Genomic DNA, 19,703 nt, shown 5'->3' with positions numbered 1-19,703 from the left:
TGATCAGTAGTAAAAGTCAACTCCCGCGTTCCGCTCGGCTGCCCGTTCGATACGCATGGGCCGATGAGTGTTACTTTGCGCAGGCGTCACCGAATCACCACGGGTGGGGAGAGATCATGGACACCACACAGCGGACCGATCAGCAGAGGTCCGCCGACCGCCGCCGGCGCGAGCTGCTGGAGGCCGCCGACAGAGTGGTGCTCCGCGACGGCCCCGGGGCCTCGATGAACGCCATCGCCGCCGAGGCGGGCATCACCAAGCCGATCCTGTACCGCCACTTCGGCGACAAGGGCGGACTTTACGCGGCCCTGGCCAAGCGGCACACCGACGCCCTCCTCGGAGCGCTGCGGGCCGCGCTGGACGCGCCCGCGGAGCGTCGGGAGCGGGTGGAGGCCACGCTCGACACGTATCTCGCGGCCATCGAGGCGCACCCTCAGGTCTACCGCTTCCTGATGCACCCCACGGAGGGCGCCTCGTCCGCCGACCAGGGCTTCGACCTGGGCAAGCACTCCGCGCCACTGCTGCGCCGCATGGGCGAGGAGTTGGCCGAGGTCATCGAGGAACGGGTGGATCTCGGACCGGGCAGTCAGCAGCTGGCGCGGGTGTGGGGGCACGGGATCGTCGGCATGATGCATGCCGCCGGGGACTGGTGGCTCGGTGAGCAGCCCTGCTCCCGGGCCGAGTTGGTACGGAGTCTGGCCGACCTGCTGTGGGGCCGGCTGGCCGCGGCCGGCGATCGTGTCGGGGGTCCTGGGTTCTGAGGTCGGGTGTCGGCTGCGGGTTGTTCGTGGCTGGTCGCGCAGTTCCCGCGCCCCTGACAGCGGGGCGCTCAGGTCGGCGCCCCTCCAGGGGCGCGGGGGCCTGCGCGCTCAGCCGAAAACGACCCGCAGCCCGACCGCAACGCTCAGCGCCCCCAAGACGCCCGCGCCGCCTGCCTCATCACCCGGCGCCGGCGCCACCCACTCAGCCGGTCCACGTACAGACCACCCTCCAGGTGGTCGTACTCGTGCTGGAGGCACCGGGCGAACCACCCCGTGCCATGGACCAGCACCGGCTCCCCGTCCACCGTGAAACCCTCGACGACGGCGTGGTCGTACCGCTCCGTCCCCGCTTCCAGGCCGGGCAGGGAGAGACAGCCCTCCGGCCCGCGCAGCACCACTCCGTCCGCCTCGACGAGACGGGGGTTCACCACGTGTCCCAGATGGCGGACATCCTCGTCGTCCGGGCAGTCGTACACGAAGACCCGCGAGGCGACGCCGACCTGGTTCGCGGCGAGGCCGACGCCCTGGGCGGCGTTCATCGTCGCGAACATGTCCTCGACGAGTCGGGCGAGTTCGGGGCCGAAGTCCGTGACGTCTTCACACGGCGTGTGCAGAACGGGGTCGCCGAGCAGAGTCACCGGGCGGACGCGCCCTCGGGTGCCGGGGATGGAGCCGTGTCGCATGGCGGCAAGGGTACGGTCCTCATGGGCGCGCGAACGTCGCGCGGGCACCGTGGAGGTGCCGCGATTCGGGCACGTGAGTGGATCTCGATAGGCTGAGGCCCACACGGTGCCGGGGGCAGAGGCGCGGCGCGTACGCAAGGAGGATCGAGAAACGATGTCAGGCAACTCGGACCCGCTGACGCCGCGGGCCAAGCTGGCCGTGACGGCGGGCAAGGCGGCGGCGGCCGTCTCGCGGGCCGCCGGACGCGGCAGCGGATCGGTGATCGGTGGCCGGGTGGCACTCAAGCTCGACCCCGATCTGCTGGCCAGGCTCGCCACCCACCTGGACGTGATCCTGGTGTCGGCGACCAACGGTAAGACCACGACCACCCGGCTGATCGCGGAGGCGCTGCGCGCCGCGGGCCCGGTCGTGTCCAACGCGCTGGGCGCCAACATGCCGGCCGGTATCACCTCGGCTCTCGCCGGGGGTTCGGACGCGAAGTTCGCGGTCATCGAGGTCGACGAGAAGTACCTCGCGGGTGTCGCCCGCGACACCGACCCGAAGTGCATCGCGCTGCTCAACCTCTCCCGCGACCAGCTCGACCGGGCCGCCGAGACCCGGATGATGGCCGAGCACTGGCGCGAGGGCCTGGCCGGTTCCAAGGCCGTCGTGGTCGCCAACGCCGACGACCCGCTCGTCGTGTGGGCCGCTTCCTCCTCGCCGAACGTCATGTGGGTGGCGGCCGGTCAGATGTGGAAGGACGACGCCTGGTCCTGCCCGTCCTGCGGCGGTGTGATGCAGCGCCCCGGCGACGACTGGTTCTGCGGCGACTGCGGCTTCCGCCGTCCGACGCCGACCTGGGCGCTGTCCGGGGACCACGTCCTCGACCCGCACGGCTCCGCGTGGCCGATCCACCTCCAGCTGCCCGGCCGGGCCAACAAGGCGAACGCCGCCTCGTCGGCCGCCGTCGCCGCGGTCTTCGGGGTGCCCCCGCAGGTCGCCCTGGAGCGCATGTACCAGGTGCAGGCGGTCGCCGGACGCTACGACGTGGTGCAGTTCATGCAGCGCGACCTGCGTCTGCTGCTCGCCAAGAACCCCGCGGGCTGGCTCGAGACGTTCTCCCTGATCGACCCTCCGCCGACCCCGGTCATCCTGTCCGTGAACGCGCGGGGCGCCGACGGTACCGACACCTCCTGGCTGTGGGACGTCGACTACACCCGTCTGACCGGGCACCCCATCTTCGTGCTCGGCGACCGCAAGCTCGACCTCGCCGTGCGTCTCGAGGTCGCCAACCAGTCCTTCCAGGTCTGCGAGAACCTCGACCAGGCGGTGCAGCTCGCCCCGCCCGGTCGCATCGAGGTCATCGCGAACTACACCGCATTCCAGGATTTGAGGCGTCGTGTCGGCAACTGAGCAGCCACGGAGGACCAAGAGAATGAGTGACAACAGCCTGCGCCTGGTGTGGATCTACCCGGACCTGCTGAGCACCTACGGCGACCAGGGCAACGCCCTCGTCGTGGAGCGCCGGGCCCGCCAGCGCGGTCTCGACGTCGCCCGTCTCGACGTACGCAGCGACCAGCCGATCCCGACGTCCGGCGACATCTATCTGATCGGCGGCGGCGAGGACCGGCCGCAGCGGCTCGCCGCGGAGCGTCTGCGCCGTGACGGCGGTCTGCACCGCGCGGTGGGCAACGGCGCGATCGTCTTCTCGGTCTGCGCCGGCTACCAGATCCTCGGCCACGAGTTCATCAACGACCTCGGGCAGCGCGAGCCCGGCCTCGGCCTGCTCGACGTGGTCTCGACGCGCGGCGAGGGCGAGCGGTGCGTCGGCGACGTACTCGGAGACATCGACCCGCGCCTGGGCCTGCCGCAGCTGACCGGCTTCGAGAACCACCAGGGCGTCACCCACCTCGGCCCCACGGCGCGTCCGTTCGCGCAGGTGCGGCTCGGCAAGGGCAACGGCACCGGCGACGGCACCGAGGGCGCGTACAACGACACGGTCTTCGGCACGTACATGCACGGGCCCGTGCTCGCCCGCAACCCGCAGATCGCGGACCTGCTGCTGAAGCTGGCGCTCGACGTGAACGCGCTGCCGCCGATCGACGACCGCTGGTACGAGGCGCTCCGGGGCGAGCGCATCTCCGCGGCACAGCAGCCCGCCTGAACGGTCGGCCAACAACGGACAAACGGTACGGATGCCCACAGGGCGCGCTCGAGGGATACCTCAAGCGCGCCCTAGGCGTTTCCGGCACGGTGTACCCAGGTCGGGCCCGCCTGACCGGGTGTCCGCTCACTTGTGCGGCCGCGTCCACCAGGCGGACGCCCGCTACGGCACCACCCCGTCCCGCCGGTAGGGTGACCGGGATTCCAGCCGGACAGCGTGGTCCGGTACCCGGCCCACGTTGAGAAGGTATTTCGGGCTATGCGCATTGGTGTCCTCACGTCCGGCGGCGACTGCCCCGGCCTGAACGCCGTCATCCGGTCCGTCGTGCACCGCGCCGTCGTCGACCACGGCGACGAGGTCATCGGCTTCCGGGACGGCTGGAAGGGGCTTCTGGAATGCGACTACCTGAAGCTCGACCTCGACGCGGTGAGCGGCATCCTGGCTCGCGGCGGCACGATCCTCGGCTCCTCCCGGGTCCAGCCCGCGCAGCTGCGTGACGGCGTGGAGCGGGCCAAGGGCCATGTCGAGGAGCTCGGCCTCGACGCGATCATCCCGATCGGCGGCGAGGGCACGCTGAAGGCGGCCCGGCTGCTCTCGGACAACGGCCTGCCGATCGTCGGCGTGCCGAAGACCATCGACAACGACATCGCCGTCACGGACGTGACCTTCGGCTTCGACACGGCCGTCGGCGTCGCGACCGAGGCCCTGGACCGGCTGAAGACCACGGCCGAGTCCCACCAGCGGGTGCTGATCGTGGAGGTCATGGGCCGCCACACCGGCTGGATCGCCCTGCACTCCGGCATGGCCGCGGGCGCGCACGCCATCGTCGTCCCCGAACGCCCCTTCGACATCGAGGAGTTGGCCGCGCGGGTCGGCGAGCGCTTCGAGGCGGGCAAGCGGTTCGCGATCGTCGTCGCCGCGGAGGGGGCGAAGCCTCGCCCGGGCACCATGGAGTTCGACGAGGGCGGCAAGGACGTCTACGGGCACGAGCGCTTCGCCGGCATCGCCCGGCAGCTCTCCCTGGAGCTGGAGGAGCGCCTCGGCAAGGAGGCCCGGCCGGTGATCCTCGGGCACGTCCAGCGCGGGGGGACGCCGACGGCGTACGACCGCGTGCTCGCCACGCGGTTCGGCTGGCATGCGGTGGAGGCCGCGCATCGCGGCGACTTCGGGAAGATGACCGCGCTGCGGGGGACGGACATCGTCATGGTGTCGCTCGCGGAGGCGGTGGAGAGCCTGAAGACGGTTCCCGAGGAGCGGTACGCGGAAGCGGAGTGCGTGCTCTAAGGGGTTCGTTCGGCCGCGGGTTCGTCGTGGCTTGTCGCGCCCACGCGGCGGAGCCGCACAGTGACACAGCCCCGCGCCCCTGACGGGGCGCTGCACTGACCCCGGTCACCGTTGTGGCCGGGGTCGGTCCTACTCTGGTTCGGACAGACAGCGCACAACGTACGAATCAGGAGCCGGCGGATGGATCACAGCGGGCACGGCATGACCATGGATCTGCCGCCGTTCACGCTGGGGCGGGGGCTCGAGTGGTCCGCGGACCCGTTCTTCCTCGTCGCCTGCCTGGTGGGACTCGGCCTGTACGGCTGGGGGGTCGTGCGACTCGCGCGGCGCGGTGACACGTGGTCGGTCGGGCGGACCATCGCCTTCGTGCTCGGCGTGCTGACCGTGATGCTCGTGATGTGCACCAAGCTGAACGACTACGGCATGGTCATGTTCAGCGTGCACATGGTGCAGCACATGGTGATCAGCATGCTCTCGCCGATCCTGATCCTGCTCGGAGCGCCGATCACACTGGCGCTGCGCGCCCTGCCGGTGGCCGCCACGCGAGGCAACAAGGGTCCGCGTGAACTGCTGCTGATGTTCCTGCACAGCCGCTACATGCGGATCATCACGCATCCCGCGTTCACGATCCCGCTGTTCATCGCGAGCCTGTACGCGCTGTACTTCTCCCCCATCTTCGACTTCCTGATGGGCTCCAAGACCGGGCACATCGTGATGATGTGCCACTTCCTCGCCGTCGGCCTGGTCTTCTTCTGGCCGATCATGGGCGTCGACCCCGGACCGCACCGGCCGGGCTATCTGATGCGGATGCTGGAGCTGTTCGCGGGCATGCCGTTCCACGCGTTCTTCGGTATCGCGCTGATGATGGCGTCCGCGCCGATGGTGGAGACCTACAAGAACCCGCCCGCCTCGCTCGGCATCGACGCGCTCTCCGACCAGAGCGCCGCGGGCGGCATCGCCTGGGCGTTCAGCGAGATCCCCTCCGTCCTCGTGCTGATCGCGCTGCTCTTCCAGTGGTACGCCTCCGAGAAGCGGCAGGCCCGCCGCACGGACCGGGCCGCCGACCGCGACGGCGACAAGGAACTCGAGGCGTACAACGCCTATCTGGCCTCACTCAACGCACGCGGCCGCTGAATTAACTTTGCAATTCACCTTGCGTGCAGGGCTTTTCGGTTCAGTAGCATGGGGGGACAACGGGGGAAACCGCAGGGGGAGCGGTCATGTCAATTCGTGCGTCCATGCAAAGGGCGGGGATTTCCGCCGCCCGAAGGCTCGCTCTACTGCTGGTTTCGGTACTGATAGTCAGCGGGTGCAGCAAATCCGATCAGTTGTTCGTAGTGCGGGCCGTGGCGGCGGGGGTTTCCTCCGCCTCCCCCTTCTTCAAGGAGGACCGACAGCTCGGCACGGACATCCATCTGCCCGAGGCCCGGCCCAGCGGTGGTGTGCAGGCCAGTAACAGCCCCGGGCTGTACGGCGGGGCCCCTGACGGCAGCGGCGGAAGCGGCTCACCGGCGCCGGCGCCCGAACCCGGTACCGCACCCGGCTCAGGCACAGGCACCGACACCGGCGTGTGGGGCGGCACCACGAAACCCGGCACCTGCGCCGTGGCGAAGTTGAAGAAATTCCTCACGGACCCCAAGAACTCGGTGAAGGCCCAGGAATGGGCGCGGGTCCTGCATATAAGCACCGATCAGATCCCGAGTTATATCGATCAACTCACACCCGTCGTACTGCGTCACGACACTCTCGTGACGAATCACGACTACAAGGACGGCAAGGCGGTTTCGTACGCCGCACTGCTGCAGGCCGGAATCGCCATTCTGGTCGACCAACAGGGACTGCCCGCGGTGAAGTGCTCCTGCGGCAATCCGCTGCTCCCCTTCGAGGGAAAGGCCTCGAAGACCGACGTGCGGTTCAAGGACGGCAACAAGCAGTGGGCCGACTACCGGCAGAACCGCGTCGTGGTCGTCGAGCCGCCGCCCGGGGCGCAGGAGATCCACAAGCTCCAGCTCGTCGACGTGCACGACCCCGACCGGGGGATCGCCCGCCCGGTGGGCAGCGACGGCAGCCAGGACAAGTCCTTCGACACCCAGCAGAAGCACGCCGTGCCACCGGTCACCGGCATGACCTTCGCCGAGGCGACCCGGCGGCTGACCGACGCGGGGCTGGGCATGTCGTACGCCGGTGACACCCTGCCGGCCGACGACGCCCGGGTGACGGCGTCCCGGCCGACCGAGGGCAGCCAGGTCGCCTGGGGCACATCGGTCGTCCTGTCGGCGCCGTCCGACAGCCCGCCCGAGAGCGGCGGGGGTCCGACCACGCCGTCGGATTCCGGCACGAGCACGGGCGGCACGGGCGACACGAACGGAACGGGCTCGGATCCCGGGACGACCACGCCCACCCCGTCCGGGGGATCGTCCGGCCCCTCGTCCAGCCCCTCGTCCGGCGGCGCGTCCGGCAGCGCGTCGGCGGGCAGCGCCTCGCCGTCCGACAGCGGCACCGGATCGGGTGTCCCTACGGACACGGGCACCTCCACCCCCACGAAGCCCGCCACGCCCACGAACACGGGCGGCGGCACGACGTCCTCCCCGTCACACACCTCTCCGACCGGCTCACCTGCGAGCAGTGCCCCGATCACCCCCACGGCCACTGCCCCGACCGTGCCGACGACCGAACCGACCTCGCACCGACCGACCTCGACCAAGCCCACCGTCAGCAGCGCGCCGCCGCCGACTGAGCCCGTGTCGAGCACACCGCCCGCCCCGGTCGACCCGGGTACGAGCGACTCCGCGCCCGGTGGGCCCACCGAGAGCGCGGCCTGACCCACGTACGACAACGCAGAACCCGGGGGCAACCGGATGACAGCAGGATCAGCGCAGTCGGGAGTGGGCCGGATCATCGCCGGCCGGTATCTGCTTCTGAAGCAGGTCGGCTCCGGCGGGATGGGCCACGTCTGGCTCGCCCACGACCAGCGGCTCGACTGTGACGTGGCGCTCAAGGAGATCAGGTTCCGCGATGTCCGGGAAGGGAGTGAGGAGCACGAGTCGCGGATCGCGCGCGCCCGCGCCGAGGCCCGGCACGCGGCGGTGCTGCGCGGCCACCCGCACGTGGTGACGGTCCACGACGTCCTGGAGCACGACGGCCTGCCGTGGATCGTGATGGAGTACGTGGCGGGCGCCGAGGACCTGCGGGCGTGGCTCGCCCGGCGCGGCCCGCTGGCCCCCGACGAGTGCGCCCGCGTCGGCCTCGCGGTGCTGGACGCGCTGACCGCCGGGCACGAGCGCGGCATCATGCACCGGGACGTCAAACCGGCCAACATCCTGCTCGCCCCGGACCGCGCGGGTACCCCCGGCGCACGCATCCTCCTCACCGACTACGGCGTCTCGGTCCAGCCGGACTCCCCCGAGACCCGCTGGACCCGTACCTCCGTCCTGGTCGGCACGGCCGGCTATCTGGCGCCGGAACGGGCGCAGGGCGGGCAGCCGACCGCGGCGTCCGACCTGTTCTCGCTGGGCTGCACTCTGTACTTCGGTGTGGAGGGCCACGGCCCCTTCGACCGCGACAGCCACCTCGGGGCGCTCGCCGCGGTGGTCTCGGAGGAGGCGCCGCCGTCCCCTCGGGCCGGTGCGCTGGGGCCGATCATCGACGCGCTGCTGGTCAAGGACCCCGGCCTGCGGATCTCCGCGGAGCGGACGGCGGCGGCCCTGGCCCGGATCATCCTGCCCGAGCCCCATCCGCCGACCCAGGTCGACACCGGCTCGCAGCCCGCGTGGGCGGGGCTCGTCACCTCCGACGGGCCCGGCGGTCCGGCGCCACCGGGCCGGACCCCGGGCGGCCCGTCCAGGGACCACGACTACGCGCCGCCCGCACACGACCAGAGCCCGTCCCCCGCCCGGGACCAGGGGCCGGCCCAGGACCAGGGTTTCGCGGCGCCGGGTGTGTACGTCCCCACGGCCCAGGCCTCTCCCGCGCCGGCGCACCACGCGGCGTACACACCCATGGCACAGGCAGCCGGCACCCGTGCCGGTGCCCCGGCCGCGTACGCGCCGAGCCCGGTCCAGGGCTTCGGTCCGCCGACCCCGTACCCCCCGGGGCCCGGTGCCGGTTTCGGTCCGCCCAGTTACCTGGGCCCTGCCGCACCCGCCCCGGAGCCCGGCGGGGGGCGCCACAAGCGGACGGTGCTCCTGCAGGTGACCGCGGCACTGCTCCTCGCGCTGTCGCTGACGGCGGGAGTGCTCTGGGGTATGGCCCGGTACGGCGGAACGCGGACGCCCATGGCCCCGTACGGCGCCCAGGTCGGGCTCTCCGCACCGCTCAAGAAGGGCGACTGCGTACTGAGCGACCCGTCCCCCGCACCGTCCTCGGGTACCCCGCGTCTGCAACTGGATCCGAGCTGCGGAGCGTTGCGCCCCGACGGGCAGGTGATGGAGCTGTACAAGGCCCGCTCCTTCGAGGAGGCCGGCAGCGACGGACCGGACCAGTGCGCGGAGCGGACGAAGGCGACCGCCGACAAACTCGCCTGGCATGTCCAGAGCCTGGCCGTGGTGCCCACCCGCGAGGGCTTCGACGCCACCGGCGGCAACGTCGCATGCCTGCTGGTCGGGAAGCACGGTCCGGTGTACGGCAGGCTCGGCGCCCTCCGCCCGTACGGGATGGCATTCCAGGACGCGACCCAGATGCAGCAGGACGACTGCCTCGGCCATGCCCGCGGTGACGCGAGCGAATACACCCACTACGAGCTCGTCTCCTGCGACCAGGACCATGTGGGCCTGGTCTTCCGGATCACGCACCTCACCACCCTCACACCCGGCAAGAAGCCCGATGCCGAGGCGGACGCGCAATGCGCGGCCGACGCCCCGCCACAGCAACGCGGCTATCCCGCCGACACCTATGTGAGTCATGGCCTGCGCAGCACAGGACTGTGGAGGAAGGGGTACTACCTGGTGGTCTGCAGCATCGAGCGTCTGGACAAGGCCCGCATGCACGGAGGCGAGTAGCACACCCGCCCCTGGCGAACCACGCCCGTTCGGGTGAAAATGGGCGCAGGCCACGGCCCGCGTCGCGGACCCCGCCGGGAGAAGGGTGTACTGCGATGCCCGGTTCGACGAAGGCGATGGGGGTGCTCACCGTCGGCGGACTCGTCATGGTGACGGCCTACACGGTGGCGCTCGGCAGCAACGGCTGGCTGTGGTTCGGCTGGGTGGTGCTCGGTCTGCTCACGGTCGGCATGGTCGCCTCGCGCAACGCGTGACTGCGCGCGGGTCACTGTCACTGTCTGGGCAGCGGTCCCGCCGAGTGCACCCCCGGCTGGTACTTGGGCAGCCGGGCGGTGATCTTCATGCCCGCTCCCACCGCGGTCTCGATGACGAGGCCGTACTCGTCCCCGTACACCTGGCGGAGCCGGTCGTCGACGTTGGACAGTCCGATGCCGCCGGAGGGGCTCACCTCCCCGGCGAGGATGCGGCGCAGCCGGTCGGGGTCCATTCCGGTGCCGTTGTCCTCGATCACGACCAGCGCCTCGGCGCCCGCGTCCTGGGCGGTGATGCCGATGTGGCTCTTGTCCGCCTTGCCCTCCAGTCCGTGTTTGACGGCGTTCTCCACGAGGGGCTGGAGACAGAGGAAGGGCAGCGCGACCGGCAGCACCTCGGGGGCGATCTGCAGGGTGACCGAGAGGCGGTCGCCGAAGCGGGCTCTGACCAGCGCCAAGTAGTGGTCGATGGCGTGCAGTTCGTCGGCGAGGGTGGTGAAGTCGCCGTGCCTGCGGAACGAGTAGCGCGTGAAGTCGGCGAATTCCAGAAGCAGTTCGCGGGCGCGCTCGGGGTCGGTGCGGACGAACGAGGCGATCACCGCGAGCGAGTTGAAGATGAAGTGCGGGGAGATCTGGGCGCGCAGGGCCTTGATCTCGGCCTCGATCAGACGGGTGCGGGACTGGTCGAGGTCGGCGAGTTCCAGTTGCACGGAGACCCAGCGGGCGACCTCACCCGCGGCCCGGACGAGGACGGCGGACTCGCGGGGTGCGCAGGCGACGAGCGCTCCGTGGACGCGGTCGTCGACGGTGAGCGGTGCGACGACGGCCCAGCGCAGGGAGCAGTCGGGCTCGTCGCACTTCAGCCGGAAGGCCTCACCGCGGCCGGTCTCCAGGGGGCTGCCGAGCCGTTCCATGATCTCGGTGCGGTGGTGCTCCCCCAGGCCGTCCCAGGCGAGGACGGTGTCCTGGTCGGTGAGGCACAGGGCGTCCGTGCCGAGCAGGGTGCGCAGTCGTCGGGCGGACTTGCGGGCGGTCTCGCCGGTGAGGCCCGCGCGCAGTGGGGGCGCGGCCAGCGAGGCGGTGTGCAGGGTCTCGAAGGTGGCGTGTTCGACGGGGGTGCCGAGGCCGCCGAGGTTCTCGGGCCGCGTGGTACGCCTGCCGAGCCAGAACCCGGCGGCGAGCAGCGGGAGCACGGCGACGCAGAGGCCCGCCAGGAATCCGCTCATGCCGTCACCGCCCCGCTCGATGATCCGCTCATGCCTTGGCCTCCCCGCGTGCGTCGGCGTCCGCGCGCCGGTCTCCTCCGGCCAGTTCTTCCGGCAGGTGGAACCGGGCCAGGATCGCCGCCGTCCCGGCCGGCACCCGTCCGGCCGTGGCCAGCGACACCAGGATCATGGTGAGGAACCCGAGCGGCACCGACCAGAGCGCGGGCCAGGCGAGCAGTGCGTGCAGCGCGCCCGAGCCCGGATAGCCCGCCATGGTCGCCGCGACCGCGACGAAGGCGGCGCCCCCGCCGACGAGCATTCCGGCGGCCGCGCCCGGCGGGGTCAGCCGCCGCCACCAGATCCCGAGGACGAGCAGCGGGCAGAAGGAGGACGCGGACACGGCGAAGGCGAGTCCGACGGCGTCGGCGACGGGCAGTCCGCCGACGATCACGCTCGCCGCGAGGGGTACCACCATGGCGAGTACGGTGCCCAGCCGGAAGTGGCGTACGCCGCGCGAGGGCAGCACGTCCTGGGTGAGCACCCCGGCCACCGCCATGGTCAGTCCGGACGCGGTCGACAGGAACGCCGCGAAGGCCCCGCCCGCCACCAGCGCGCCCAGGAGATCCGCGCCAAGGCCGCCGATCACGCGGTCGGGCAGCAGCAGGACGGCGGCGTCGGCGTTCCCGGTGAGGCTCAGTTCGGGGGCGTACAGGCGGCCGAGTGCCCCGTAGACGGGCGGCAGCAGGTAGAACGCGCCGATCAGGCCGAGGACGGCGACCGTGGTGCGGCGGGCGGCGACGCCGTGCGGGCTGGTGTAGAAGCGGACGACGACGTGCGGAAGTCCCATCGTGCCGAGGAAGGTGGCGAGGATCAGTCCGTACGTGGCGTACAGCGGGCGTTCCTCGCGGCCCGCCGCGAGCGAGGTCGACATGCCGCCGTTGCTGCCCCGGTCGGCGGCCGGGACGGGGTCGCCCTTGGCGAAGGTCAGCCGGGTGCCGCGCTCGATGTGGTGGACGCCCGCGGGGAGTCGCAGCCGCTCGCCGTCGTAGCGGTGGCCGTCGACCTCGCCGGTGGCCGTGACGCCGAGCGGGGCCGAGAGCCTCAGGTCGAGGCCGGCGTCGACGCGGACGACGCGCTGCTCGCGGAAGGTCGCGGGTTCGGCGAAGGCCTGGCGCGGGGCGCCGTCGGCCTGCCAGGCGAGGACCAGGAAGAGCGCGGGGACCAGCAGGGCGGTGAGCTTGAGCCAGTACTGGAAGGCCTGCACGAAGGTGATGCTGCGCATGCCTCCGGCGGCGACGGTGGCGACCACGACGACCGCGACGAGCACCCCGCCGAACCAGTCGGGCGCATCGGTCAGGACGGCCAACGTCAGCCCGGCGCCCTGCAGTTGGGGCATCAGATACAGCCAGCCGACCCCGACCACGAAGGCACCGGCGAGGCGTCGCACGGCCGGTGAGCCGAGGCGTGCCTCCGCGAAGTCGGGCAGGGTGTACGCGCCGGAGCGGCGCAGCGGGGCGGCGACGAACAGGAGCAGCACGAGGTAGCCGGCCGTGTAACCGACGGGGTACCAGAGCATGTCGGGGCCCTGGACGAGGACGAGGCCCGCGATGCCGAGGAAGGAGGCGGCGGAGAGGTATTCGCCGCTGATCGCGGCCGCGTTGAGCCGGGGGCCCACGGTGCGTGAGGCGACGTAGAAGTCGGAGGTGGTCCGGGAGATGCGCAAGCCGAACGCGCCGACCAGGACGGTCGCCACGACGACGAGGGCGACGGCGGGGACGGCGTAGTTCTGATTCACGACTCGGTGGTCCTCGTTCTCGGCTCGGTTGTCCTCGTTCTCGGCTCAGCGGTCCTCGACCAGGCGCACGAAGTCCTTCTCGTTGCGCTCCGCGCGCCGCACGTACCAGCGGGCGAGCAGGACCAGGGGCGGGTAGACGCAGAAGCCGAGCACGGCCCACTCCAGGCTCGCGCCGTCCGGCATCGCGGCGAAGACCAGGGGCAGTGGCCCGACCAGCAGGACCAGCACGGCGAACACCACGAGTGCGGTGCGGAGTTGACTGCGCATCAGGGAGCGGACGTAGGTGTGGCCGAGCGTGGTCTGTTCGTCGATCTCGGTCCTGGGCCGGTAGTAACCGGAGGTGCGGCGGGTGCGCCGGGGCACCCCGGTGACGACCACCCGGCGTTCGGTCGGGTCCTGCGGCACGCCGCTTCCCCCTCTCAGCTCGTGGTCCGGCGCATCAGCAGATCGCGCAGTTCGCGGGCGTGCCGACGGCTGACCTGGAGTTCGACGGAGTCGACGAGGACGCTCACGGTGCCCGCGTCCAGGCGGAGTTCGCCGATGTGGCGCAGGGCGACGAGATGGCGCCGGTGGATGCGGACGAAGCCGCGTGAGCGCCAGCGTTCCTCCAGGGTGGAGAGCGGGATGCGGACGAGATGGCTGCCCTGGGCGGTGTGCAGACGCGCGTAGTCGCCGTGTGCTTCGACGTGGGTGATGTCCTCGACGGCCACGAAGCGGGTGACGCCGCCGAGTTCGACGGATATGTGGTCCGGGTCGGGCTCGTGGACGGGTATCCGCGGTGCGGTGTCATGGAGTTGGGCGGCCCGCCGGACGGCTTCGGCCAGCCGCTCCCGCCGTACCGGCTTGAGGACGTAGTCGACGGCCTTGAGGTCGAAGGCCTGGACGGCGAAGCCCTCGTGGGCGGTGACGAACACGACGAGCGGCGGTGAGGCGAAGCCGGTGAGCAGCCGGGCGAGGTCGAGCCCGTCGAGTCCGGGCATGTGGATGTCGAGGAAGACGACGTCGATGGCTTCGGGCCCGCCAGGTCCGGATTCCAGGGCCCGGTTGATCCGGCGCAGCGCCTCGGTCGCGTCGCTCGCGCCCTCGGCGCTGGAGATCCGGGGATCGGCGTTCAGGAGGTAGAGGAGTTCCTCGAGGGACGGTTGTTCGTCGTCGACGGCGAGCGCGCGCAGCATGACAGTGGAGTGTAGGAGCGATCGGCATGCCTGGACATGTGCCGGACGTGGACGTCGTCGCTGGACATGCGGACGTTGTCGCTGGTTGCGTGGACGTTGTCGCTGGATACAGTGCCGCCATGAACAGCAAGCCCGCGATGTTCGACGAACTCGACCGCAAGATCATCACGGCCCTGATGGCCAACGCCCGGACGAGCTTCGCCGAGATCGGCACGGCGATCGGACTGTCGGCCACCGCGGTCAAGCGCCGTGTTGACCGGCTGCGCGAGACCGGCGTGATCACCGGGTTCACGGCCACGGTGAAGCCGACGGCGCTCGGCTGGCGCACCGAGGCGTACGTCGAGGTGTACTGCGAGGGCGCGGCGCCGCCCCGGCGGCTCGCGGAGGTGGTCCGCAACCATCCGGAGATCACCGCGGCCATGACGGTGACGGGCGGCGCGGACGCGCTGCTCCACGTACGGGCCACGGATGTGGACCACTTCGAGGAGGTGCTGGAGCGGATCCGCACCGAGCCCTTCATCCGGAAGACGATCAGCTACATGGTGCTGTCGCATCTGCTGCCGGAGGCCCCGGAGGCGGGCGCGACCCACGCGGCACCGCAGGATGCGCAGGACGCATCAAACCTGCGTTGACCTGAGTGATTACGCAGCGATGCTGCGCACATACGCAGCTCTCGTCGCTTGTCCCCCGTATCCCCCGTTTCCTACCTTGGAGGCACCCCCAGTCGACACCGCAGGAAGCGGAGGAACCTCTCTGTGCCCGACAGCCGTGTGCCGCGCCCTCGGCGCTTTCTCGTCTGCGAACCCAGACACTTCGCCGTGCAGTACGCGATCAATCCCTGGATGCATCCCGATGCCCACGTGGACGTCGATCTGGCCCGTGACCAGTGGGCGGCGCTGATCGGCGCCTACCGGGCCCACGGCCACACCGTGGACACCGTGGAGCCCGTGGCCGATCTCCCGGACATGGTGTTCGCGGCGAACTCCGCGCTCGTCCTGGCGGGCCGGGTCTTCGGCTCGTACTTCCACGCGCCGCAGCGCCGCCCCGAGTCCACCGCGTACGAGACCTGGTTCAAGGCGGCCGGTTTCGACGTGTACCGTCCCGAATCCGTCTGCGAGGGCGAGGGCGACCTCGTCCCGGTGGGCCGGTACGTACTCGCCGGCACCGGATTCCGTACGACCCCCGAGGCGCACCGCGAGGTGCAGGAGTTCTTCGGCGTCCCGGTGGTCAGCCTCCAACTGGTGGACCCGCGCTTCTACCATCTGGACACGGCACTCTTCGTCCTGGACGACGGGCCCGAGGCGAACATCGCGTACTACCCGGAGGCGTTCTCGCCGGGCAGTCGCGAGGTCCTGACCCGGCTCTTCCCGGACGCGGTGCTCGCGACCCGTGAGGACGCGTTCACCTTCGGCCTGAACTCCGTCTCCGACGGCCGCCACGTGTTCATCGCGCCGCGCGCCGAGGCCCTCGCCGACCGGCTGGCCCGCCACGGCTACGTCCCCGTCCCCGTCGACCTCTCCGAGTTCCACAAGGCCGGCGGTGGCATCAAGTGCTGCACCCAGGAGATCCGCTCATGACCGCTCCCGCCCGTACGCGTCCGTCCTCCGCCGCCGGTCCGCGCTCCTCCGCCGACCTGATCCGCGCCGAGGAACCCGTCCTCGCGCACAACTACCACCCGCTTCCCGTGGTCGTCGCCCACGCGGAGGGCACCTGGGTCGAGGACGTCGAGGGCCGCCGCTACCTCGACATGCTGGCGGGCTATTCGGCCCTCAACTTCGGCCACCGCAACCCGGTGCTGATCGACACGGCCCACCGTCAGCTGGACCGGCTGACGCTCACCTCGCGCGCCTTCCACAACGACCGGCTGGCCGAGTTCGCCGAGTCGCTGGCCGAGTTGACCGGCCTGGACATGGTCCTGCCGATGAACACGGGCGCGGAGGCGGTGGAGAGCGCCATCAAGGTGGCCCGCAAGTGGGCGTACGAGGTGAAGGGCGTCGCACCGGACCGGGCGACGATCGTGGTGGCCGCGGACAACTTCCACGGCCGTACGACGACGATCGTGAGCTTCTCGACGGACGAGACGGCCCGCGCCGGCTTCGGCCCCTTCACCCCGGGCTTCCGCGTCGTCCCGTACAACGACCTCACCGCGCTGGAGGCGGCCGTCGACGAGACCACCGCGGCAGTGCTGATCGAGCCCATCCAGGGCGAGGCGGGCGTCGTCATCCCGGACGACGGCTACCTGACCGGTGTCCGGGAGCTGACCCGGCGCGCCGGCTGTCTGTTCATCGCGGACGAGATCCAGTCCGGCCTGGGCCGCACCGGCACCACGCTCGCCGTGGAACACGAGGAGGTCGTCCCCGACCTGCTCCTTCTGGGCAAGGCACTCGGCGGTGGCATCGTGCCGGTGTCGGCGGTGGTCGGCCGCCGGGACGTGCTCGGGGTGCTGCGGCCCGGTGAACACGGCTCGACCTTCGGCGGCAATCCGCTGGCCGCGGCGGTCGGCTCCGCGGTCGTAGGACTCCTGGAGACCGGTGAATACCAGAGCAGGGCGGCGGAGTTGGGCGTGGTCCTGCGGGACGGTCTGACGGCGCTCGTGGGCCGGGGCGTGGAGGGCTTCCGCTCTCGCGGGCTGTGGGCGGGCGTCGACATCGACCCGGCCATCGGCACCGGGCGCGAGATCAGCGAGGGCCTGATGCGCGAGGGAGTTCTGGTCAAGGACACCCACGGATCGACGATCCGGCTGGCCCCGCCGTTGACCATCACCGGTGAGGAACTCCACTCCGCCCTGGGCGCGTTGGAGAAGGTGCTGTCACAGGGGGTCTGACACCGGCCCCGGACGCCGGCGGCGGCAGCCGACGCGGTGGGCACGCCGTGCCCCCGCCGAGATGCCGCCGCCGTGCACCGACTGCGCCGAACGGGCGGCGCGGCCGCGCCGGGACGGTGCCGAGGTCACCCTCGTCACCGGCTGCGAACTCGGCCCGTCCGCCCGCGGTCAGCTGCCCGACGACACCCTCGGCGCGCGGAGCAACCATCCCTCGAGGAAACCCCTCACTCGGCGGTGAGCTCCGCGAGTTGCTCGGCCGCTGTCGTGTTGCCCTGGTCGGCGAGGCGTCGCAGCTCGTCCATGGTGCCGAGTTCGGTGGCGAGTTCGATCAGCTGGTCGGTGGCCGTGGCGTTGCCGCGGTCCGAAAGGCGGCGCAGTTCTTGGAGGTCGCCTTGCTCTGCGGCGAGTTGGATGAGTTCGTCGGTCGCGGTGGGGTTGCCCGCGTCCGCGAGGCGGCGCAGTTCGTTCAGGTCGCCGAGTTCGGTGGCGAGTTCGATCAGCTCGTCGGTCGCGGAGGCGTCGCCGTGCTCGGCGCGTTCCCGCAAGGCGGACAGGTCGGGCTGGGTCATGACGGGCAACCTCTCCATGGTTTCGCTCCGGGGCCGGCCGGCCCTGGACCTGGTGCGGCTACGCGCCGGGGCTGGGCAGCTTTCCCGAGGCGCGCAGCGTGTCGCGGTGCGCGTGCCACTCGTCCACCAGCCTGGGCAGGCGTGCGGCCAGGAACTCGGCCAGCGCGACCATCTCTTCGAGTGGCGCACGCCGCTCCGGTGGAGCATCGGCGAGCAGCGCCAGGCCCTCCCTGAACAGCGCCGCATGCTCCTGGTGGACGGCGGAGTCGAAGTTCTGCGGCTGCCGACCGGCCGGATCCAGGCTCACTCGGTCCATACGCTCGCCGGCGGCACGCGAGCGCCGCGCCGTCCCGTAGCTCTCGAGCAGCTTCACCGCACCGGTGAGGGCACTCCGGCTCGCCAGCAGCGCCTGGCTCAGCTCGTCGATCGTCTGATGAGGCGGATCACAGACGAGCAGGTACCCCAACAGGCGCCCGGCCATCGGCGGAAACCCGTACTGGCGGGCATAGAACCGCCCGACATGGTCAGCGAAGATCAACTGGCTGTCACTCGGCACATCGCCAAACCTAGCACCAATGACGGAGATGACACATATTTGTGTCATCTCCGTCAGCGGGCGACGGCGGCGGGCGACGGCGAAGAGCGGCTCCTCAGTCGAGGACCGCGGTTGCTTCGATCTCCACCAGATGGTCGGGGACGTCCAGTGCCGCCACGCCGATCAGCGTGCCCGGCGCCATCGGGGTGATCCCCAGCTTCGCGGAGGCCCGCGCGACTCCCTCCAGGAACAGGGGCATCTTGTCGGGGCTCCAGTCGACGACGTAGACGGTCAGCTTCGCCACGTCGTCGAAGGAGGCGCCGGCCTCGGCCAGTGCGGTGCCGACGTTGAGGTAGCTCCGCTCGACCTGAGCGGCGAGGTCACCTTCGCCGACCGTGACCCCCTCGGCGTCCCAGGCGACCTGCCCGGCGATGAAGACGAGCTTCGACCCGGTCGCGATCGCCACCTGCCGGTACACCGGGATCTTCGGCAATCCGCCGGGGTTCACCAGGGTGATGGCCATGCCGTCTACCTCCTTGCCATGAGCGCCCATGGGCTCGCGTCCACCGAGCCAAGAGGCCCTCGGTCTCTTGTGGTTACTCGGGAACTGTAGGAGAGTGGCCGCTGACCTGGAAGAACGCACTTTTCAGTGACTGGGGAACCTTATGGTGACCAAGCAGTTCAAGGGCTCGCCCGAGGATGCGGACCTGAGGCGCGCGGACTCTTTGGCGCGGGAGATCTTCTCCGACGTCGCCAACAAGTGGGCGTTCCTGATCATCGAGGCTCTCGGGGAACGCACTCTGCGCTTCACCGAGCTGCGCAACGAGATCGAGGGCATCAGCCACAAGATGCTCACCCAGAACCTGCGCATGCTGGAGCGCAACGGCCTGGTCGAGCGCCGCGTGCACCCCACCGTGCCGCCGCGGGTCGAATACACCCTCACCACATCGGGCCAGGGCCTTCGCGCCACGGTCGATGCCATGTGTGGCTGGACCCACCGGTACCTCAGCGACATCGAGGCCGCCCGCCGCCGCTTCGACACCTGACGGCTGGAGCACTCATGCCGGATGCGCTCCGCCGCGCCGGGTGAGTGCCCCCTAGACTGGCCGGTGCAACTGGTTCGTCCCGTCCGCCAGGCGGGATGTCGCAAGAGGGAACCCGGTGGGAATCCGGGACTGCCCCGCAGCGGTGAGTGGGAACGACCGCCGTCATACGCACTGGGTCCGGTGAACAGGACCTGGGAAGCGACGGCCATTAGGTGTCCTCCGTACGAAGGACGCGCCCGCGAGTCCGAAGACCTGCCCGTTGCCCGCGCGCGACCCCTCGTGCGCGGACATCCCGGTGACCTCGTGGGCGGGTCGGCGTACATATCGGACGGACGACCGCGCTGTGCCGCGTGGGGGTTGTCTCCGTCCGGTTCGTCACCCCTTCGCGCCCGCGTCCCGTCCTGGGATCCCAGGGAGATATCTCGCGAAGGAGA

At 70.9% G+C, this 19,703-nt stretch carries 20 protein-coding genes and 1 riboswitch; of the genes, 12 read left to right on the top strand and 8 right to left on the bottom strand.

The window, feature by feature from the left end; all coding sequences use genetic code 11:
• Window positions 1-116 precede the first annotated feature (116 nt).
• Window positions 117-761: a TetR/AcrR family transcriptional regulator gene (locus ACZ7M2_RS24525; RefSeq protein WP_054228952.1), complete on the top strand. Its 645-nt coding sequence runs from the start codon at window positions 117-119 to the stop codon at window positions 759-761.
• A 143-nt stretch (window positions 762-904) separates the two neighbouring features.
• Here the strand turns inward: ACZ7M2_RS24525 and def are convergent, their stop codons facing one another.
• On the bottom strand, window positions 905-1,444 hold the full coding sequence (gene def, locus ACZ7M2_RS24520; protein ID WP_471597073.1) for a peptide deformylase: 540 nt from the start codon (window positions 1,442-1,444) through the stop codon (window positions 905-907).
• A gap of 154 nt (window positions 1,445-1,598) precedes the next feature.
• On the opposite strand from def, the gene ACZ7M2_RS24515 reads away from it, so the two are divergent.
• The 7 genes from ACZ7M2_RS24515 to ACZ7M2_RS24485 all read left to right on the top strand — a co-directional run bounded on the left by ACZ7M2_RS24515 (window position 1,599) and on the right by ACZ7M2_RS24485 (window position 10,123).
• Window positions 1,599-2,837, top strand: coding sequence for a MurT ligase domain-containing protein (locus ACZ7M2_RS24515; RefSeq protein WP_054228954.1), 1,239 nt, complete (start codon window positions 1,599-1,601; stop codon window positions 2,835-2,837).
• A gap of 22 nt (window positions 2,838-2,859) precedes the next feature.
• Window positions 2,860-3,588, top strand: a complete 729-nt coding sequence (locus ACZ7M2_RS24510) for a type 1 glutamine amidotransferase (RefSeq protein ID WP_352046723.1) — start codon at window positions 2,860-2,862, stop codon at window positions 3,586-3,588.
• Between the two features lie 258 nt (window positions 3,589-3,846).
• Complete coding sequence (locus ACZ7M2_RS24505; protein WP_054228956.1) at window positions 3,847-4,872, top strand: 6-phosphofructokinase; 1,026 nt, start codon at window positions 3,847-3,849, stop codon at window positions 4,870-4,872.
• A gap of 180 nt (window positions 4,873-5,052) precedes the next feature.
• A complete protein-coding gene (locus ACZ7M2_RS24500) occupies window positions 5,053-6,006 on the top strand; it encodes a cytochrome c oxidase assembly protein (protein ID WP_471597072.1) in 954 nt (317 codons plus the stop codon).
• Between the two features lie 212 nt (window positions 6,007-6,218).
• A complete protein-coding gene (locus ACZ7M2_RS24495; RefSeq protein ID WP_471597071.1) occupies window positions 6,219-7,694 on the top strand; it encodes a DUF6777 domain-containing protein in 1,476 nt (491 codons plus the stop codon).
• Window positions 7,695-7,730: 36 nt separating this feature from the next.
• Window positions 7,731-9,869 carry a serine/threonine-protein kinase gene (locus ACZ7M2_RS24490; protein WP_471597070.1) on the top strand — a complete coding sequence of 713 codons (2,139 nt, stop codon included), beginning with the start codon at window positions 7,731-7,733 and terminating at the stop codon, window positions 9,867-9,869.
• A gap of 95 nt (window positions 9,870-9,964) precedes the next feature.
• Window positions 9,965-10,123, top strand: a complete 159-nt coding sequence (locus ACZ7M2_RS24485; protein WP_352046719.1) for a hypothetical protein — start codon at window positions 9,965-9,967, stop codon at window positions 10,121-10,123.
• A gap of 17 nt (window positions 10,124-10,140) precedes the next feature.
• Here the strand turns inward: ACZ7M2_RS24485 and ACZ7M2_RS24480 are convergent, their stop codons facing one another.
• Genes ACZ7M2_RS24480 through ACZ7M2_RS24465 form a run of 4 tightly spaced genes read right to left on the bottom strand, consistent with a single transcriptional unit; the run spans window position 10,141 to window position 14,295 of the window.
• Entirely contained in the window at window positions 10,141-11,346 is a 1,206-nt protein-coding gene (locus ACZ7M2_RS24480; protein WP_471597069.1) for a sensor histidine kinase, read from the bottom strand.
• A 28-nt stretch (window positions 11,347-11,374) separates the two neighbouring features.
• A complete protein-coding gene (locus tag ACZ7M2_RS24475; protein WP_471597068.1) occupies window positions 11,375-13,120 on the bottom strand; it encodes a sodium/solute symporter in 1,746 nt (581 codons plus the stop codon).
• A 45-nt stretch (window positions 13,121-13,165) separates the two neighbouring features.
• The gene (locus ACZ7M2_RS24470) at window positions 13,166-13,525 is read right to left on the bottom strand and encodes a hypothetical protein (RefSeq protein ID WP_352046716.1); all 360 of its coding nucleotides are present in this window, start codon (window positions 13,523-13,525) and stop codon (window positions 13,166-13,168) included.
• A gap of 14 nt (window positions 13,526-13,539) precedes the next feature.
• A complete protein-coding gene (locus tag ACZ7M2_RS24465; protein ID WP_471597067.1) occupies window positions 13,540-14,295 on the bottom strand; it encodes a LytR/AlgR family response regulator transcription factor in 756 nt (251 codons plus the stop codon).
• Window positions 14,296-14,414: 119 nt separating this feature from the next.
• Between ACZ7M2_RS24465 and ACZ7M2_RS24460 the strand changes: the two genes are divergently transcribed.
• The 3 genes from ACZ7M2_RS24460 (at window position 14,415) to rocD (ending at window position 17,119) form a co-directional block, all read left to right on the top strand.
• Window positions 14,415-14,927, top strand: a complete 513-nt coding sequence (locus ACZ7M2_RS24460) for an Lrp/AsnC family transcriptional regulator (protein WP_266580697.1) — start codon at window positions 14,415-14,417, stop codon at window positions 14,925-14,927.
• Between the two features lie 123 nt (window positions 14,928-15,050).
• Window positions 15,051-15,872 (top strand): dimethylargininase, encoded by an 822-nt coding sequence (gene ddaH / locus ACZ7M2_RS24455; RefSeq protein ID WP_352046715.1) that lies wholly within the window; start codon window positions 15,051-15,053, stop codon window positions 15,870-15,872.
• On the top strand, window positions 15,869-17,119 hold the full coding sequence (gene rocD, locus ACZ7M2_RS24450) for an ornithine--oxo-acid transaminase (RefSeq protein ID WP_471597066.1): 1,251 nt from the start codon (window positions 15,869-15,871) through the stop codon (window positions 17,117-17,119). The genes ddaH and rocD overlap by 4 nt, the downstream gene beginning before the upstream one ends.
• Window positions 17,120-17,343: 224 nt before the next feature.
• On the opposite strand, the gene ACZ7M2_RS24445 is transcribed toward rocD, so the two are convergent.
• The 3 genes from ACZ7M2_RS24445 to ACZ7M2_RS24435 all read right to left on the bottom strand — a co-directional run bounded on the left by ACZ7M2_RS24445 (window position 17,344) and on the right by ACZ7M2_RS24435 (window position 18,746).
• Window positions 17,344-17,688: a hypothetical protein gene (locus ACZ7M2_RS24445; RefSeq protein WP_471597065.1), complete on the bottom strand. Its 345-nt coding sequence runs from the start codon at window positions 17,686-17,688 to the stop codon at window positions 17,344-17,346.
• A gap of 58 nt (window positions 17,689-17,746) precedes the next feature.
• On the bottom strand, window positions 17,747-18,244 hold the full coding sequence (locus tag ACZ7M2_RS24440) for a GbsR/MarR family transcriptional regulator (protein ID WP_471597064.1): 498 nt from the start codon (window positions 18,242-18,244) through the stop codon (window positions 17,747-17,749).
• A 94-nt stretch (window positions 18,245-18,338) separates the two neighbouring features.
• The gene (locus tag ACZ7M2_RS24435; protein WP_471597063.1) at window positions 18,339-18,746 is read right to left on the bottom strand and encodes a RidA family protein; all 408 of its coding nucleotides are present in this window, start codon (window positions 18,744-18,746) and stop codon (window positions 18,339-18,341) included.
• Window positions 18,747-18,888: 142 nt separating this feature from the next.
• Between ACZ7M2_RS24435 and ACZ7M2_RS24430 the strand changes: the two genes are divergently transcribed.
• Window positions 18,889-19,269, top strand: a complete 381-nt coding sequence (locus tag ACZ7M2_RS24430; protein ID WP_471597062.1) for a winged helix-turn-helix transcriptional regulator — start codon at window positions 18,889-18,891, stop codon at window positions 19,267-19,269.
• Between the two features lie 53 nt (window positions 19,270-19,322).
• A riboswitch (cobalamin riboswitch) is annotated at window positions 19,323-19,543 on the top strand.
• Window positions 19,544-19,703: the final 160 nt, after the last annotated feature.

The sequence above is a fragment of the Streptomyces sp. NPDC111507 genome (genome assembly GCF_055638955.1).
This window is presented reverse-complemented; position numbering and strand designations above follow the sequence as displayed.

Coding starts and splice junctions, on each gene's coding strand:
- ACZ7M2_RS24525 (WP_054228952.1), top strand. CDS start 117: ATGGACACCACACAGCGGACCGATCAGCAGAGGTCCGCCGACCGCCGC.
- def (WP_471597073.1), bottom strand. CDS start 1,444: ATGCGACACGGCTCCATCCCCGGCACCCGAGGGCGCGTCCGCCCGGTG.
- ACZ7M2_RS24515 (WP_054228954.1), top strand. CDS start 1,599: ATGTCAGGCAACTCGGACCCGCTGACGCCGCGGGCCAAGCTGGCCGTG.
- ACZ7M2_RS24510 (WP_352046723.1), top strand. CDS start 2,860: ATGAGTGACAACAGCCTGCGCCTGGTGTGGATCTACCCGGACCTGCTG.
- ACZ7M2_RS24505 (WP_054228956.1), top strand. CDS start 3,847: ATGCGCATTGGTGTCCTCACGTCCGGCGGCGACTGCCCCGGCCTGAAC.
- ACZ7M2_RS24500 (WP_471597072.1), top strand. CDS start 5,053: ATGGATCACAGCGGGCACGGCATGACCATGGATCTGCCGCCGTTCACG.
- ACZ7M2_RS24490 (WP_471597070.1), top strand. CDS start 7,731: ATGACAGCAGGATCAGCGCAGTCGGGAGTGGGCCGGATCATCGCCGGC.
- ACZ7M2_RS24485 (WP_352046719.1), top strand. CDS start 9,965: ATGCCCGGTTCGACGAAGGCGATGGGGGTGCTCACCGTCGGCGGACTC.
- ACZ7M2_RS24480 (WP_471597069.1), bottom strand. CDS start 11,346: ATGAGCGGATTCCTGGCGGGCCTCTGCGTCGCCGTGCTCCCGCTGCTC.
- ACZ7M2_RS24465 (WP_471597067.1), bottom strand. CDS start 14,295: ATGCTGCGCGCGCTCGCCGTCGACGACGAACAACCGTCCCTCGAGGAA.
- ACZ7M2_RS24460 (WP_266580697.1), top strand. CDS start 14,415: ATGAACAGCAAGCCCGCGATGTTCGACGAACTCGACCGCAAGATCATC.
- rocD (WP_471597066.1), top strand. CDS start 15,869: ATGACCGCTCCCGCCCGTACGCGTCCGTCCTCCGCCGCCGGTCCGCGC.
- ACZ7M2_RS24445 (WP_471597065.1), bottom strand. CDS start 17,688: ATGACCCAGCCCGACCTGTCCGCCTTGCGGGAACGCGCCGAGCACGGC.
- ACZ7M2_RS24435 (WP_471597063.1), bottom strand. CDS start 18,746: ATGGCCATCACCCTGGTGAACCCCGGCGGATTGCCGAAGATCCCGGTG.
- ACZ7M2_RS24430 (WP_471597062.1), top strand. CDS start 18,889: ATGGTGACCAAGCAGTTCAAGGGCTCGCCCGAGGATGCGGACCTGAGG.